The sequence below is a fragment of the Candidatus Pelagibacter sp. PS_44 genome (assembly GCF_059417735.1).
Window position 1 is genome coordinate 847,530 of the sequence record NZ_CM182063.1, and the last position, 16,073, is coordinate 863,602.

General features: G+C 33.3%; 17 protein-coding genes and 1 other RNA gene. 8 read left to right on the top strand and 10 right to left on the bottom strand.

Annotation, left to right across the window (positions count from 1 at the left end; all coding sequences use genetic code 11):
* Position 1: 1 nt before the first annotated feature.
* The 9 genes from AC5SLO_RS04710 to hflK form a co-directional block, all read right to left on the bottom strand.
* Positions 2-1,564: a 2-isopropylmalate synthase gene (locus AC5SLO_RS04710; protein WP_494572829.1), complete on the bottom strand. Its 1,563-nt coding sequence runs from the start codon at positions 1,562-1,564 to the stop codon at positions 2-4.
* 103 nt (positions 1,565-1,667) lie between these two features.
* Entirely contained in the window at positions 1,668-2,687 is a 1,020-nt protein-coding gene (gene ilvC / locus AC5SLO_RS04715) for a ketol-acid reductoisomerase (RefSeq protein WP_494572830.1), read from the bottom strand.
* Between the two features lie 20 nt (positions 2,688-2,707).
* A complete protein-coding gene (gene ilvN, locus AC5SLO_RS04720; protein WP_494572831.1) occupies positions 2,708-3,256 on the bottom strand; it encodes an acetolactate synthase small subunit in 549 nt (182 codons plus the stop codon).
* The gene (locus tag AC5SLO_RS04725; protein ID WP_494572832.1) at positions 3,257-5,020 is read right to left on the bottom strand and encodes an acetolactate synthase 3 large subunit; all 1,764 of its coding nucleotides are present in this window, start codon (positions 5,018-5,020) and stop codon (positions 3,257-3,259) included. It abuts the gene before it with no gap.
* A gap of 19 nt (positions 5,021-5,039) precedes the next feature.
* Positions 5,040-5,981, bottom strand: a complete 942-nt coding sequence (miaA, locus tag AC5SLO_RS04730; protein WP_494572833.1) for a tRNA (adenosine(37)-N6)-dimethylallyltransferase MiaA — start codon at positions 5,979-5,981, stop codon at positions 5,040-5,042.
* Between the two features lie 2 nt (positions 5,982-5,983).
* Positions 5,984-7,396 carry a Do family serine endopeptidase gene (locus tag AC5SLO_RS04735; RefSeq protein WP_494572834.1) on the bottom strand — a complete coding sequence of 471 codons (1,413 nt, stop codon included), beginning with the start codon at positions 7,394-7,396 and terminating at the stop codon, positions 5,984-5,986.
* A 1-nt stretch (position 7,397) separates the two neighbouring features.
* On the bottom strand, positions 7,398-7,583 hold the full coding sequence (locus tag AC5SLO_RS04740) for a DUF2065 domain-containing protein (RefSeq protein WP_494572835.1): 186 nt from the start codon (positions 7,581-7,583) through the stop codon (positions 7,398-7,400).
* Positions 7,584-7,592: 9 nt separating this feature from the next.
* Positions 7,593-8,462: a protease modulator HflC gene (hflC, locus tag AC5SLO_RS04745; protein ID WP_494572836.1), complete on the bottom strand. Its 870-nt coding sequence runs from the start codon at positions 8,460-8,462 to the stop codon at positions 7,593-7,595.
* The gene (gene hflK / locus AC5SLO_RS04750; protein ID WP_494572837.1) at positions 8,463-9,563 is read right to left on the bottom strand and encodes an FtsH protease activity modulator HflK; all 1,101 of its coding nucleotides are present in this window, start codon (positions 9,561-9,563) and stop codon (positions 8,463-8,465) included. It abuts the gene before it with no gap.
* 51 nt (positions 9,564-9,614) lie between these two features.
* Here hflK and AC5SLO_RS04755 point away from each other — a divergent pair, with 51 nt between their 5' ends.
* Positions 9,615-10,439, top strand: a complete 825-nt coding sequence (locus AC5SLO_RS04755) for an Mrp/NBP35 family ATP-binding protein (protein WP_494572838.1) — start codon at positions 9,615-9,617, stop codon at positions 10,437-10,439.
* On the opposite strand, the gene thyX is transcribed toward AC5SLO_RS04755, so the two are convergent.
* Positions 10,420-11,367, bottom strand: a complete 948-nt coding sequence (gene thyX, locus AC5SLO_RS04760) for an FAD-dependent thymidylate synthase (protein WP_494572839.1) — start codon at positions 11,365-11,367, stop codon at positions 10,420-10,422. The two genes, AC5SLO_RS04755 and thyX, sit on opposite strands and share 20 nt — an antisense overlap.
* Before the next feature lie 4 nt (positions 11,368-11,371).
* Between thyX and ssrA the strand changes: the two genes are divergently transcribed.
* From ssrA to AC5SLO_RS04795, 7 genes are all read left to right on the top strand, one after another.
* Positions 11,372-11,673: a transfer-messenger RNA gene (gene ssrA / locus AC5SLO_RS04765) on the top strand.
* A gap of 112 nt (positions 11,674-11,785) precedes the next feature.
* Positions 11,786-12,835 (top strand): tyrosine-type recombinase/integrase, encoded by a 1,050-nt coding sequence (locus tag AC5SLO_RS04770; protein ID WP_494572840.1) that lies wholly within the window; start codon positions 11,786-11,788, stop codon positions 12,833-12,835.
* A 227-nt stretch (positions 12,836-13,062) separates the two neighbouring features.
* The gene (locus AC5SLO_RS04775; protein WP_494572841.1) at positions 13,063-13,287 is read left to right on the top strand and encodes a hypothetical protein; all 225 of its coding nucleotides are present in this window, start codon (positions 13,063-13,065) and stop codon (positions 13,285-13,287) included.
* Positions 13,268-13,669, top strand: coding sequence for a hypothetical protein (locus AC5SLO_RS04780; protein WP_494572842.1), 402 nt, complete (start codon positions 13,268-13,270; stop codon positions 13,667-13,669). Before AC5SLO_RS04775 ends, AC5SLO_RS04780 begins: the two co-directional genes overlap by 20 nt.
* Entirely contained in the window at positions 13,656-13,817 is a 162-nt protein-coding gene (locus AC5SLO_RS04785; RefSeq protein WP_494572843.1) for a hypothetical protein, read from the top strand. The genes AC5SLO_RS04780 and AC5SLO_RS04785 overlap by 14 nt, the downstream gene beginning before the upstream one ends.
* Positions 13,795-14,127 carry a hypothetical protein gene (locus AC5SLO_RS04790; RefSeq protein ID WP_494572844.1) on the top strand — a complete coding sequence of 111 codons (333 nt, stop codon included), beginning with the start codon at positions 13,795-13,797 and terminating at the stop codon, positions 14,125-14,127. Before AC5SLO_RS04785 ends, AC5SLO_RS04790 begins: the two co-directional genes overlap by 23 nt.
* Positions 14,127-15,971 (top strand): AAA family ATPase, encoded by a 1,845-nt coding sequence (locus AC5SLO_RS04795; protein WP_494572845.1) that lies wholly within the window; start codon positions 14,127-14,129, stop codon positions 15,969-15,971. The genes AC5SLO_RS04790 and AC5SLO_RS04795 overlap by 1 nt, the downstream gene beginning before the upstream one ends.
* Positions 15,972-16,073 lie beyond the last annotated feature (102 nt).

The following is a 16,073-nucleotide window of genomic DNA, read 5'->3' on the forward strand; positions in this document are numbered from 1 at the left end:
TTTAAATACCTTTCAATTGTTGAGATTCATACTCCATAGGAGCAACTTTTTTTCTTTTAATAATCATTTTATTTAATGCACTTATATAAGCATTTGCTGATGCAACCAATGTATCTGTATCAGCAGCTTGTCCAACTGCAGTCTTTCCTTCTTCTTCAATTCTAACACTTACTGTAGCTTGCGCATCAGTTCCTTCAGTAACAGCATGAACTTGATACAATAACAATTTTACATCATGAGGATATAATGCTTTGATGCATTTAAATATAGCATCTACAGGTCCATCTCCTGTTTCAGATGTTTTTTTAACTTCTCCATAAACATCTAGTGTCATTTCAGCTTTTTGTGGCTCACCTGTTCCAGCAAAAACTTTCAATGATTTTAAATTAATCATATATTTATCTAAAACCAAACTATCATCAACCAAAGCTGCGATATCATCATCATAAACATGTTTTTTCTTATCAGCTAAAATCTTAAATTTTCCAAAAGCTGTTTGAATTACATCATCAGTTACTTCTCCATAACCAAGATCATTTAATTTTTCTTTAAATGCATGTCGTCCTGAATGTTTTCCCATAACAAGAGATGTTTTTTTAACTCCTACACTTTCAGGAGTCATAATTTCATATGTTTCTCTGTTTTTAAGCATTCCATCTTGGTGAATGCCTGCTTCGTGTGCAAAAGCATTTTTTCCAACAATTGCTTTATTAAACTGAACAGGAAAGGTTGCATTCGAAACAACTTTAGAAGCTTTACTTAATAATTCAGTTTTAATTCCAGTTGAATAAGGCATTAGATCATTTCTTGTTCTTATTGCCATTACAATTTCTTCAAGTGCTGCATTACCCGCTCTTTCACCAATACCATTTATAGTACACTCTACTTGTCTTGCTCCTGCTGCAACCCCTGCAAGAGAATTTGCTACTGCTAACCCAAGATCATTATGACAATGAACAGATAATATTGCCTTATCAATATTTGGAACTTTATTTTTTAATGTTGTAATTATTTTTGTAAATTCAGCTGGAATTGTATAACCAACAGTATCTGGAATATTTATTGTTTTCGCTCCACTGCTAATTGCAAGCTCAACTGACTTGCACATATAATCCATATCTGTTCTTGTGCCATCCTCGCATGACCATTCAACATCATCGGTCAAATTTCTTGCGTAAGTTACACTTTCTTTAATTGCTTCAAGAACTTGTTCTGGTGATTTATTTAACTTGTGCTTCATGTGTAATGGACTTGTTGAAATAAATGTATGTATTCTAAATCTAGGCGCTGCTTTTAAAGCTTCATGACATACGTCTATATCTTTTTTACTTGCTCTTGAAAGTCCACAAGGAATAGAATTTTTTAAAATCTTACTTATTGCAGTTACCGCCTCAAAATCACCTGGAGATGCAATTGGAAATCCAGCTTCGATTATATCTATACCTAATTCATCAAAAATTCTTGCAATTTGAATTTTTTCCTCAAGACTCATTGATGCACCTGGTGATTGCTCGCCATCACGCATTGTAGTATCAAATATAAAAATTTTATCTTTGTCGCTCATAGCTAATATTTAGAAAACCCATAATACAATCTATATTAGAGATTGCAAAATATTTGTTATATTTACGCTATGTTTCTTGATCGATTTGGGTTTTTATTAAAAACTAACCTTTATCACTATCTATTAATTTTTTCTTACCAATCCAAGGCATCATAGCTCTTAGTTCAGCACCAACCTTTTCAATTGGATGATCTGCAAGATCTTTTCTCATTTTTAAAAAGTTCTTTTGACCTCCTTCACATTCTTTCATCCAATCTCTTGTAAATTTACCAGATTGAATGTCAGCAAGAACTTCTTTCATTCTCTTTTTGCTTTCACTGTCTACCACTTTTTTGCCTGATACATATTCGCCATACTCAGCAGTATTTGAGATTGAATAATTCATGTTTGCTATTCCACCCTCATAAATTAGATCAACAATTAATTTTACTTCATGCAAACATTCAAAATATGCCATTTCAGGTTCGTAGCCAGCTTCAGTTAAAGTTTCAAAACCATTTTTTATAAGCTCAACTAATCCACCACAAAGAACTGACTGTTCTCCAAATAAATCAGTTTCACACTCATCTTTAAATGTTGTTTCAATAATTCCAGATTTTCCACCACCAATTGCTGATGCATACGATAAAGCAAGGTCTCTTGCTTTACCTGTTCCGTTTTGATGAACTGCAAATAAACATGGAACTCCTCCACCTCTTTCAAACTCACTTCTTACTAAATGGCCAGGTCCTTTTGGGGCAACCATAAATACATCTAAATCTTTTCTGGCATCAATAAGTTTGTAATGAATATTTAATCCATGAGCAAAAGCTAGACTTGTGCCCTCTTTAATTCTTTGTTCAATATGATTTTTATAAATTGAAGCCTGTAATTCATCTGGAGTTAATATCATTGCAACTTCTGCCCATTCGGCAGCATCAGATAAATTCATTACTCTTAAACCTTTAGACTCAGCTTTTGCTTTGCTCGCCGATCCATCTCTAAGAGCAACAACTACTTCTTTTGCTCCACTATCTTTCAAATTTAAAGCATGTGCGTGTCCTTGACTTCCATAACCAAAAATTGCAATTTTTTTGCTCTTAATTAGATTAACATCTGCATCTTTTTCATAAAACATTTTCATTTCTTTTCTCCTTTTGCTAATTAATTTAAGATTTCTGCACCTCTCGTCATTGCAACCGCCCCAGTTCTTGAAGCGCTAACAAGACCAAGTGGTTTTAAATTTTTTATCATACTATCTATTTCTCTTCTTAATGCTGTAATTTGAATTACTACAGATTTTTTTGTCTGATCTAATATAACTGGATTAAAGTTTTTACAAGTGTTTAAAGCTTTCTTAATTTTAATAGGATTTGCAACAATTTTTAATAGAGCCATTTCTCTAAAAATGACATTTTTATCGTCTCTTTTAAAATTAGCAACATTATGAACTGGTACGAGTTTTTTTAATTGTAATACAATTTGTTCAATGACTTGCGGTGTCCCTGTTGTTACAATTGTAATTCTAGATAAGTTTTTTTTATGGTCAACTTCAGCCACTGCTAAAGATTCAATATTATATCCTCTACCTGAAAATAATCCAACCACTCGAGATAAAACACTCGCTTCATTATCTACCCAGACTACAATAATATGTGTATCAATTTTTCCTGATTTAGTTGGAGTGCTATATGCTGATTTTGATTTTGTCATTTATACTAATGATTTTCCTTTACCGGTAATCTTATTGGCATCTTGATCATTTGGACCTAGCAACATTTGGTTATGAGGCTTTCCAGAAGGTATCATTGGAAAGCAATTTTCATCTTGATCTACGTGACAATCAAAAATTACTGGTCTATCAGTATTGATCATTTCTTCAATTTTTTCATCTAGTTCATTAGGTTCTTTTGCACAAATACCAACACAACCATAGGCTTCTGCTAATTTAACAAAATCTGGTAGTGCCTTTGAATAACTTTCAGAATAGTTTTTTTCATGCAGAAGTTCCTGCCACTGCCTTACCATGCCCATGTATTGATTATTTAATATAAAGACTTTAATTGGTAAATTGTACTGAACCGCTGTGGAAATTTCTTGCATATTCATTAAAATTGAAGCCTCACCAGCAATATCTACCACTAATTTTTTAGGATGGGCAACTTGCACACCAATTGCAGCTGGCAATCCATAGCCCATGGTTCCTAAGCCACCCGAGGTCATCCATCTATTTGGTTTATTAAATTTGTAATGTTGTGCAGCCCACATTTGATGTTGGCCTACTTCTGTTGTTATAAAAGTATCTTGTTTCTGTGTTAACTCATAAAGTCTTTCTACAGCATATTGAGGCTTTATAATTTTATCACTGCCAATATAATTTAGAGATTTCTTTTTTCTCCATTTTTGAATTTGTTGCCACCAGTTTGAAATTTTTTGTTTATTTGATTTTACTAGATTTAAATTTTTCTTCCTTAAAGTTTTTGTTGTTGAACTAATTACATCCACAACATCTCCAACAATAGATAGATCAACTTTTACAATTTTGTTGATTGAAGATGGATCTATATCTATATGAACTTTTTTTGATTTGGGAGAAAACTCATCAATCTTACCTGTTATTCGGTCATCAAACCTAGCACCTATATTGATAAGTAAATCACAATCATGCATTGCATTATTAGCTTCATAAGTTCCATGCATTCCTAGCATTCCAAGAAATTGATTATCATCTCCTGGATAAGCACCTAATCCTTGTAGTGTTGAGGTAATTGGAAATCCAGTAAGAGATACTAATTCTCTTAAAAGTTCACTTGCTTTTGGACCTGAATTAATAACACCACCACCTGTATAAAAAATAGGTTTTTTTGCCTTACTCATTAACTCAATTAATTGATCTATATCTTTTTGCTTAAACTTATCTTTAATTTTTAAGTTAGATTTTTTTTTGGAAGGTTTGGAGTATTTTGTTTTTGCAAATTGAACATCTTTTGGAATATCTACTAATACTGGCCCTGGTCTTCCTGTTGTTGCAACCTCAAATGCTTCATGCATTATCCTTGGAAGGTCATTTATATTTTTAACTAACCAATTATGTTTTGTGCATGGTCTTGTTATTCCTGTTGTATCGCACTCTTGAAAAGCATCTGTACCAATTAAATGAGTTGGAACTTGACCTGAGATACAAACAAGAGGAACAGAGTCCATGTAGGCATCTGTTAAAGCTGTCACAACATTTGTTGCACCAGGTCCAGACGTGACTAATACAACGCCAGGCTTTCCAGTTGATCTTGCATATCCCTCAGCAGCATGACCAGCACCTTGCTCGTGTCGAACAAGAATATGTTTAATTGAAGGATGGTTTTTTAATTCATCATAAATTGGAAGCACTGCTCCACCAGGATAACCAAAGATATGCTCTACCTTTTGATCTTCTAAACATTTAAAAACAATCTCAGCACCTGAATATAATTTTGGCATTCAGGCAATCTATCGGACTTTATGTTAATTGGTCAAGTTTAAGAGATGATTTATCTAATTTTTTTACAAAGGCATCAATTTTATTTAAAGATATTTTATCCCAAGTAGTCATTCTCGTTCTGGCCCAAGTTGCTTGTCTTTTTGCATATTGTCTTGTTTTAATTGATATTAGCTCTATGGCTTGCTCTAAATTAATTTTATTTTTTAGATACTGTGTCAATTCGTCAATTCCAATGACCTTATTTACAGTTTGATCCTTTTTAATTTTTAATGAAATAAATTTTTGGACTTCCCTTATGGCTCCTTTTTTAACCATAAGTAAAACTCTTTCATTTATTCTTTTGATTAACTCATGTCTTTCAACATTGATATACAATTTCAAAAATTCATTTTCTTTAAAAACTGGTGTGGTTTTATCTAACCAGTCATACATTGAAACATTGGTAAATGATTTAATTTCAAATGCTCTTATACTTCTTTGAGAGTCATTTGGATCAAATTTCAATTTAACCTTAGGATCAATCTGCAAAAGTTTTTTATAAAATTTTTTTTGACCTTCTTTTTTGTATATTGCTCTAATTTTATTTCTAAATTTTATTGGAATCTCAGGGATTTTTACCAAACCATTGATCAAGGATTGAAAATATAAACCAGTTCCTCCAACTAAAATTGGAATTTTTTTTCTTTTTTTAATTTCTTTAATTTTTTTAATTACTTTTTTTAACCAATCTCCTGTTGAAAATTTTTTGTCTAAATCAATTAATCCGTACAAGTGATGTTTGATACCTTTTTTATCTTTTGAGTTTGGTCTTGCTGTTAATATTTTTAATTTTTTGTAAACTTGCATACTATCTGCATTAATTATTTCTCCATTAATTTTTTTAGCAATTTTTACAGCAAAATTTGATTTACCTGAAGCAGTTGGACCTGAGATTAAAATGATCTTGGACAGATTGTCCATTGTTAGTCTAGCTTAACACCAATATATCTTTTTTGGTTTTGATTGTTGTAAATCACAATCAAAATTGTTTTTTGATTTGATTTAAGCGCACTCTCAACTATTTCTTCAAGATCTTTTATAGATTTAATTTTTTTCTTTTGAGCCTCTATAATTATGTCACCTACGTTTAAATAGTCTATTGGACTATTTTTGCCAATATTGGTGATCACTAGACCTGTTGTTTGATTGGGTAATTTTCTTTCCTTAATATCATCATTATTTAAAGGTCGTACTATAATCTTTAATGATTTAACTTCAGAAATTTCTGGCGTTTCATTTTTACTTGCTTTTTTTTCAACTTTAAAATCTTCTGAAGTTTCAAGTCTTCCTAATTTAATTTTTTTCGTAATTTCTTTTTTATTTCTCCAAATTTTAACATCAACTGTTTTGCCTACTTCTGTTTGGGCAACAATAATTGGTAGTTCTTTCATTTCATTTATTTTGGTATTATTAAACTCTAGAATTATATCACCATCTTTAATTCCTGCTTTATCTGATGGGCTATTCTCCGCTACACTTGCAACTAAAGCTCCTCTTGGTTCATCTAACTTTTCTACATCGGCAATTTCTTGAGTAACCACTTGAATTCTAACTCCAAGCCATCCTCTTTTAGTTTCACCAAACTCAATTAATTGGTCTATTACTTTTTTTGCACTGTTAGAGGGTATAGAAAAACCTATGCCAATTGAACCACCTTTGCCTAAGATTGCTGTATTAATTCCAATTACATCGCCGTTCATATCAAACAAGGGACCTCCAGAATTTCCTGAATTTATAGAAGCATCTGTTTGAATGTAATCTTCATAACGAGAAAGCCCAATAGATCTATTTCTTGCAGAAATAATTCCAGCTGTAACTGTTCCACCTAAACCAAATGGATTACCAATTGCAATTACCCAATCACCAATTCTCGCTTTATCTGAATCTCCAAATTTTACAGGTATGAACTTTTCTTTTGACTCTATTTGAAGAACAGCAATATCTGATAAGGGGTCAGCTCCAATAACTGTCGCCTTATACTCTTTGTCACCATCAACTCTTACTAAAATATCTTCTGCATCTTGTATAACATGGTTATTAGTTACCACAATTCCACTTTTTTCAATTATAAAACCTGAGCCTAGAGCAGCTGATTTTCTTGTCTGTGGCGTTCCAAATTCTTTAAACATATCCTCAAAAGGAGAACCTGGTGGGAATTGAAATCCTGGAAATGGATTTGAATTAGTAACAACTGTTGTGGTTGTTGAAATGTTTACAACAGAAGGCATTAGCTTTTCTGCTAAATCTGCAAATGAATTCGGTACTTCTTTTGCAAATACCTGTGAAGCAAAAGCAATTGAAAAAACAATGAGTATAAATTTTTTAATCTTTTTCATTTTAATTTTTAATATACCAAATAATAACAAAGCCAATAACTGCAAAAATTAATCCACCACTTCTCAATTGTGAGTCGCTTATCAGCTCAATTTTTTTTATCATATTTTTCATCTTTGATGGAAATAAGGCATACATAATACCTTCAATAAAAAGAAAAAGACCAAAAGCTATGATCAATTCTTTCATGTTTAATTATTATTGAGATTTAGGTTTTATGTTTCCAAAAAATTTAAAAAATTCACTATCAGGAGACAAAATTAAAGATGTCTCTCCGCCGATTAAAGCTGTTTCATATGCTTGCATAGCTCTGTAAAATGCAAAAAATTCAGGGTCTCTTCCAAAGGCTTCTGCAAATATTCTATTTCTTTCACCATCACCTTCACCCTTCATGATCTCAGAGTTTTTATTGGCGTCTGCTAAAATTATTGAAACTTCTTTATCAGCCGTTGATGTAATTGTGACTGCCATTTCTGCACCTCGCGCTCTAAATTCTTTAGCTTCTCTTTCTCTTTCAGTTTGCATTCTTCTAAAAATTGCTTCACTGTTTGCCTGTGGAAGGTCTGCTCTTTTAATTCTCACATCTACAATTTCAATTCCAAATTTTTGAGCCTCTGCATTAACCCCTACTTGAATTAAAGACATTTGTTTTGATCTATCTTTAGATAATAATGTTTGTAGTTCTTGTTGACCTAAAACATTTCTAATTCTTGAGTTAATAACTGTTGCCAATCTTGATCTTGCAACTCTTTCATTTCCAACAGAAATATAAAATTTTAAGGGGTCTACAATTTTAAATCTTGCAAATGCATCAACAATTAATCTTTTTTGATCAGAAGCAATAACTTCTGCTGGCGGTGTATCTAAATTTAAAATTCTTTTATCTAAGTAGACTATATTTTGAATAAAAGGAATTTTAAAATTTAAACCAGGCTCTACTATAATTCTTTTAGGGTCACCAAATTGCAAAACTATTGCTTGATTAACCTCTTTAACAATAAATACTGAAAAGAAAACTGCAGCTCCTAGGACTGCTATAATGGGTAATAAAATTTTTTGTACTTTCATTTAATTAGTTACCTTTTTTTTTCCTAGTTCAGGTAGTGGCAAATAAGGAACAACCCCTGATCCAGCATTTTTCTCAATAATTACTTTATCAATATCAGCTAAAACTTTTTCCATAGTTTCAAGATACATTCTCTCTTGTGTTACTTCTTTTGCTTTATCATATTCATTGAAGATAGATATAAATCTACTTGCTTCACCTTCTGATTGAGCAACTACTTTTTGTTTGTAAGCTTCTGCTGCTTGCATAATTTTTGCAGCTTCCCCTCTTGCTCTTGGGATAACATCATTTGCATATGCTTCAGCCTCATTTTTAGATCTTTCCATATCAGCTCTTGCAGCTTGAACATCTCTGAATGCATCAATTACTTGATCTGGTGGATCAGCTTTTTGAGTTTGAACTTGTGTAATTTGAATTCCACTTTGATACTCATCTAATATTTTTTGAATAATTTCTTGTGTTTCAATTTCAATTTCAGCTCTTCCTTCAGTTAGAATTGGTTGAATATCACTTTTAGCAATTACTTCTCTCATTGCAGTCTCTGCTGCAGCTTTAACAGATCCTTCAGGATCTTGAATTTCAAATAAAAACTTTCCCGCATCTTTAATTACCCAAAAAACTGAAAAATCAATATTCACAATATTTTCATCACCTGTTAACATTAGGCTTTCTTGAGGAACATCGGCCACTCCACCGCCTTGGGAAAAACCACTGTCTCTCTCTGATCTAAACCCAATATCAATTCTGTTAACTTTTGTAACTTTTGGAGTTTCAACGGTCTCTACTGGAAAAGGAATGTGGTAGTTTAATCCTGGTTGAGTAGTTTTTATAAATTTACCAAATCTTAATACAACTCCCTGCTCATCTGGAAGCACTCTATATAATCCGCTCGCAAGCCATACAAAAACTAAAATAATTAATACTAAGCCAATTGGTTTTCCACCTGATTTACTTCCACCAGGTAAAAATTTATTTATTTTATTTTGAATGTCTTTAATAATTGCATCTATGTCGGGTGGTGTTGGACCTTTACCTGAGCCATTTCCTCCTCCAGGGGGTGTTCCCCATGGACTTCCGCCTCTTCCTTGAAAATCATCTGACATATAGTCAAGTATATAGTGCCTTTAATTAGAAAAACAAGTATTGATAGCCACATGACATATAAAAAACCAGAACCAAGTGACGCAATGAAGAAAAAACTGGAGCCTAGAAAGTTCACTAAAAACCCAATTCTTGGAACAAAATTTACCATAGCAATTTCAAGCGCAAAAGGTGGAGTTGGTAAATCAACTTTTGCAACAAATCTTGCTTTAGCATTAAAACAAATTGGTTGTAAAGTTGGTTTGCTTGATGCTGACATTTATGGTCCTTCAATACCAAAAATGTTTGATATAAATGAAAAACCAAAAAGTGATGGTCAAACTTTAACTCCTATTACAAAATATGACATTCAATGTATGTCCATTGGTTTTCTAGCTGATCAACAAACTCCAATGATTTGGCGTGGACCTATGGTAACTAGTGCAATTAAAACTTTCACACAAAAAGTTGGTTGGAAAGATTTAGATTTCATCATTGTTGATATGCCTCCTGGAACTGGAGATACTCAATTAACTTTTTCTCAAGAAATTAAAATGGATGGAGCAATCATTGTCTCAACTCCTCAAGAAGTAGCCCTTCTTGATGTTAAAAGAGGGATTAAAATGTTTGATAAGCTTGGAGTTAAGATTTTAGGTTTAGTTGATAATATGAGTTATTTTACTGGTGATGATGGTAAAAAATATAAAATATTTGGTGAGGGTGGAGTTAAACGAACAGCTGAGGAATTTAAAAAAGAATTTTTAGGAGAAATTCCAATAAATCCTGAGGTTGGAAAATGTGGTGATGAAGGAAAACCAATTGTTGAAGCTGATCCTGAACATGAAATTTCTAAAATATATTTAGACTTTGCTAAAAAAATTAAATCAACTTATCTTTAAGATCAAAAGAAACCATTAACTCATTCCATTCTCTTTTGGATAAGCCTGAACTATCTGGGTTAACCTCTTCCCCTTTAATTAGTTTTTGAATTACAGCTTTTCCTTTGGCTGAAACCTCTGTTCCACCTACCCTATAATCCATAAATGCATCATAGGTTATGGGTACCCATTTCTTAACAGTATCCAACATGATATCTGCATAAACTCTTATTTCATATTGTGCATGACTGTCAGCTCTTAGTCTTAGGAAATTCATTAAATTCAGTAAATCTGTTTTCCAATACCACTGGGTATAAGTATTTAAAGTTAAATTCATTCTAGCAAGTTCTCTTGCAAGTCCTTTTTTATTTTCATCGATCGTTGAACCATTAAATCTTTCATTCAGCATCATTTCATAATTGTCATAGGTTCTTTCGGCATCATTTTTTAAAAGTTCTAAAACTTCTTTTGCTTGTTCACCTTCAATAACATCTCCTCTTCCTTGTCTGTTACTTGAAGATTGTGCTGCTAAATTTTCTGGTGATGGTAAATAAAATTCTTTATCTAAAATTGAGTACCTTGCTGAATACTCATTAACATTTGCTGTTCTATGTCTAATCCATTGACGTGCAATAAAAATTGGAAGCTTAACATGATATTTTATTTCACACATTTCAAACGGAGTACTATGCCAATGTCTCATCAAATATTTTATAAGGCCTGCATCTGTTGAAACTTGCTTGGTTCCTTTTCCATAGGAAACTCTAGCAGATTGAACAATTGACGTGTCATCTCCCATGTAATCAATAACTCTTACAAAACCATGATCAAGCGCTGGCATTGCTTCATAAAGAATGTTTTCAAGTGCAGGAGCAGTAACCCTTTTTGTTTGATTTTGTTGGGCTTGTTGATCTTTGATTTCTTGTGATTGTTCTTTTGTTAATTTCATGATTTTTATTGAATCTCCTTCAAATGCTTTTATAGTAATAGTGTTGGCTTGCCAACTACGACGATAAACGAATTTCGTAATAACCATTACGGACGTGGGGGCAGTACCCACCACCTCCACCATTTACAACTTAAGGGGGTGAAATAGGATCGACGGGTGACTAAAGGTTATTCTTTCGTTCGGGATTGTTCCACCGTGACGGGCTAAACTTTAAATGCTAACGAAAGTTACGCTATTGCTGCATAATTAACTTAGGTTAATTATAGAAGCACGGTCTGGGGCACCGGGTAACAGAACGCCCCTACTGTTTTCGCTATTAGCTAACAACCATAACGCTTTTGAATAAATAATGTTCAAGAGTTGCACCACAGTTGCACTTTCGGTCTAACTTTTTGAACTAACTAGAAAGAAGAAAGTTATGGCAAGTATTAGAAAAAGAAAGTCTGGACGTTGGATTGTTCAGATAAGAAAGAAGGGTTATCCAACAATTAATAAATGTTTCTTGGATTTAAAAACAGCCCGACGTTTCGCTAAAAGTACAGAGCTATTAATGGAGAAGAACGAATTTGAGGACTACTCCGGGGCTAGAGGCACAACGTTAAAAGAAATATTAATTAAATATAGAGACGAGAAAACGGTCCTAAAGAAAGGATATAAAGAAGAGACTTGTACTATCAATTTTTTAATAAACCATAAGATCGGATTGAATAGTTTAATGATGCTAAAGTCGCATCATATCCATAAGTTAATGAAAGAATTATCCGTTGGTAGAAAACCTTCAACGGTTAATAAATACATTAATTTAATCTGCCATTCTTGGAGAGTTGCAAAGCGAGAGTGGGGTATTAACCTACCGGCAGAGAATCCTTGCGATATGGTGACGTTAAATAAATTTGATGATACGAGAGACCGTGTTTTAACGGACCAAGAGTACACTCGATTATTGGTAGCAGCCGAAGAACAAGATAAAGAAAAAAACAGCCAAGGCAATAACACCGTTGAGAAAGATCGTATTAGATTTTTAAAAGATATAATTAAGTTTGCGTATCAAACGGGAGCTCGACAAGGAGAAATACTAAAGATGAAACGGGACCATATTGATTGGGATAATAAACTTTGTACGTTCTATGATACAAAAAATAGTGCTGATAGAACTATCCCGTTGGCTGACGAAACAATTAATATATTAAAGAAATATAGATTTGGTTCAGCGATCTTTGATTGCAACGATAGAAGATTAAGAAAATGGTTTAACAAAGCTACAAGAAAAGCAAAAATATTAGACTTTCGTTTTCACGATTTGAGAGCTTGTTATTGTACTAATGCTTTATTGAACGGTTGGAGTATTGCAGAAGTTGCCTCTACATCTGGGCACCAAGATTGGTCCCAATTAAAAAGATATACTCGAATAAAACCAAAAGATTTATTAGTTAAAATAAACAACGTTGTTAACCTTAAATCGCAATAGAACAAAAGTAGTCTGCGTTAATATCCCAGATTGTACTGACTAGACGAGACTCTAGAAATAGTGTATATCTAACACCATCGAAGCGAACTCTGATACACGATTGAACGCTTTTAAAATAAACATCAGAGACGAGTCTTTAAGTTTTAGAGGACTTGCATATTAGGGATAGCCCCTTCTCCAAAATTTCTAAACGTACCGGATAGTGCAAATATTCGATTATGATGATTATGAAAATAGAAATTAAAAATAAGGTAGAAGAGATTGATCAATCAAAAGTACTTATTGGACGTGAGTTTAATCACGTTGTTTTCCATTTTAGCAAGTTTCATAACAATAACATTATTCAGCTAACGTCATCTGCTGGTCCGGTTGTGAATACAACGGTTGGGGGGTTTGCACTACTCCCCGACTTTAATCGAACGGACAATAATAATGTTAATACAAGAAAATAATCTAACAGCGATTGAGTGGGTTGCTTATAAAAGCAGACGTTTAATTCTATCGTTGTTTTATAAAATTAGAAATCATCAGAATGTTTTCTATCAAAACGCACCCAAGTTTAAATATTGGGAGTTAAAAAATCCACTAACAATAAAATATCAAAAGTCTAGTTATGGGCACTATTGCCATAAATGCGACGAGCATCATTTAGAAAAATCTAGAAACTTTGAAAGCAGCATCTGGTCCAACAAATTAAATTATGTTGATACGCTATGTGTCTGCGAAGATATTTTGTTTCAACCTTTAGAAGATTATAAAGCTACCGGAGGAGAAGAAGGCAATCCTCTCGTAGGTGGTTCGGGCTACTGTTGGAGGCTTAATGAAAAAAAATAGTTTCACAATAGAAGATTTATTCTCACACAGAATAAACAATCCATACAAACAAAAACTACAAGAAGAAAAAGAAATAACAATCGACGGAGAATGCATCGAAGTTGAGTTGAGAAAGGAGGTTGAAAATGAGATATCCGAAACCAACTAAATTATATCCTAACAATAAAACAATTAAGAAAATATTCAGAGGCACAATGCCGAAAGGTCCTACTGATATTTGCAGACACGGCGAAGTTGGGTATAGAGATTTAGAACGCATCATAAGCAGATCGTTTCTAGTTATTTCTAGATTATCTAAAGTACTTGTTGAAATGGAGAAGAAGTTTTCTGATGCAAAAGAAACTGTCGAATACATAACAAAAGAAATGGAGTCTAGAGAAGAAAAATATATTGAGGCAATCGAAATATTAAAACAAAGATTGTACGGCACCAAGACCAATAGAAGGAGACCTAACTAATGCAAGATCAAATACTACACGCAAAGACATTAATGGAGAAGGGTTTCGCTATTATACCGTTGTACAAAGACTCGAAAGCTAACGGAGATAAAGAAATAATAACGAGAGATTATACTTTAGCTCATTTGGAGAAACCGTTAAACAATCATAGAGGAGAGCCGTTGTGGCATACAGACGGCAACCAAGGATTAAACCTAGAGAAATCTAAATTAAAAGATATCGATTTAGAAAATTTCTGGTCCATAATGTTTGGGGAGTTATGGCTTGATAGCAATACATTAACGTTAGGTAGAGAAAGACCCGACGGCACTATCCAAGTGACTCATTACTTTTATCAGAACGAAGACAATCTAGAAGAAGATATAAAACTTCAAGATAACAAATCTGTTGAGTATAGAGTTAAAGGTCAAACGGTTGTCTATGGTAGAACCAAGGACAAAGAAAACGGGGAGATGTTAACTCGTACGTGGGTTAATGTTAAGATGCCGATTGTTGATAAGGATTTAGAAAAAAAATATAGAAAGATTGCTTTTGCGTCTGCTATTGCACCTTATGTTAAATCTGCAAACACCGGGGCTCTAAAGTTAGATGCTTGTCTGAAACGTTATACAACTTGGACATCAGAAGAACGGATTGAATTTCTTTTAGATTTTTATTCGAAGGTCCTTCCTAACGATAGAGATACTTCACGTCCTAAATTTCAGAGGATAGTTGCATCGAATGACAAAGGTACAAAAAATGCCGGAGTACAATCATACTCTGAATACATAGGTGTTAGTCCTCTAGAAGTGAAGAAATGGCTGTCTTATATAGGCAAAACGCCCGGAGAAGAGGGTTATAACAAGAAACCTAGTAGAAGAGATTTTCTTCAGAACGGGATAGATATGAAATCTTTAATGACGGAGAATATTCCAGAATTAAAATTTGTAGTTAATCCAATTCTGCCAGAGGGTTTAGTCTGCATAGCCGGGAGACCTAAAGCTATGAAGAGTTGGCAAATGTTAAAACTTTGCTACTGCGTAGAGAACGGTCTTGATTATCTTGGACATAAAGTTGAAAAAGGCAACGCATTATATCTAGCGTTAGAAGATTCTAAACGTAGATTAAAAGCTCGTACTATAAAACTTGGACACGATAACGTTGAGAACTTTCCTACTACGGATATTGAGTCTCCTTATCTTGGTTTCGGATTAGAAGAAGATTTGAAACGTTGGATTGAAGGTGTACCGATGCCGAAGTTAATTGTTATTGATACTCTTGCTAGAGTTAAACCTCGAACGGGTTTCTCTAAAGGTACTGCGTATGATATGGACAACGAACTTTTAAGGCAGTTGCAGCAGTTGGCGATTACGTCTGGTGTTTGTATTGCTTTCATAACTCACTTATCAAAAGCACAACAAGATTATAGCTTTGATAAAATAACGGGTAGTGTTGGATTGCAAGGTATGACCGATGCTATGTGGTTGATCGACCGGGGAGATAATACTCCGAATGCATCAATTACGGGTCGGGGTCGAGATATAATGGACTTCGAATATTCTGTTAAGTGGAACGATCTAACTATGACTTACGATTTTGTTGGCAATAAAACCGAAACGGAGTTGCAAGAAAATAGAAAGATCATAATAGATGCTATGAAATACTTTGCAGATAAAGAAGGCAAAAAAGATGTACGTCCTTTAGATATAATTAAATATTACGGATATACAGCTCAATCAAAACAAGGCAAAAATATTAGTCGAACTATGCAACGTATGGCTATTAATTTCGAAATAATGTCTGGAGTTAAATATGGATATTATAATTTGAAAAATTTGGACGAAAATCAGAGCTGTCCATTCTAATAAACTTCTGTCGTAGTGGTCGTTGTTAATGAACTTGGACTACTACGACTACGTTTATACTAGAGAAATATTGCGTTGGGTCCGTCCATATATTGCGTGAAA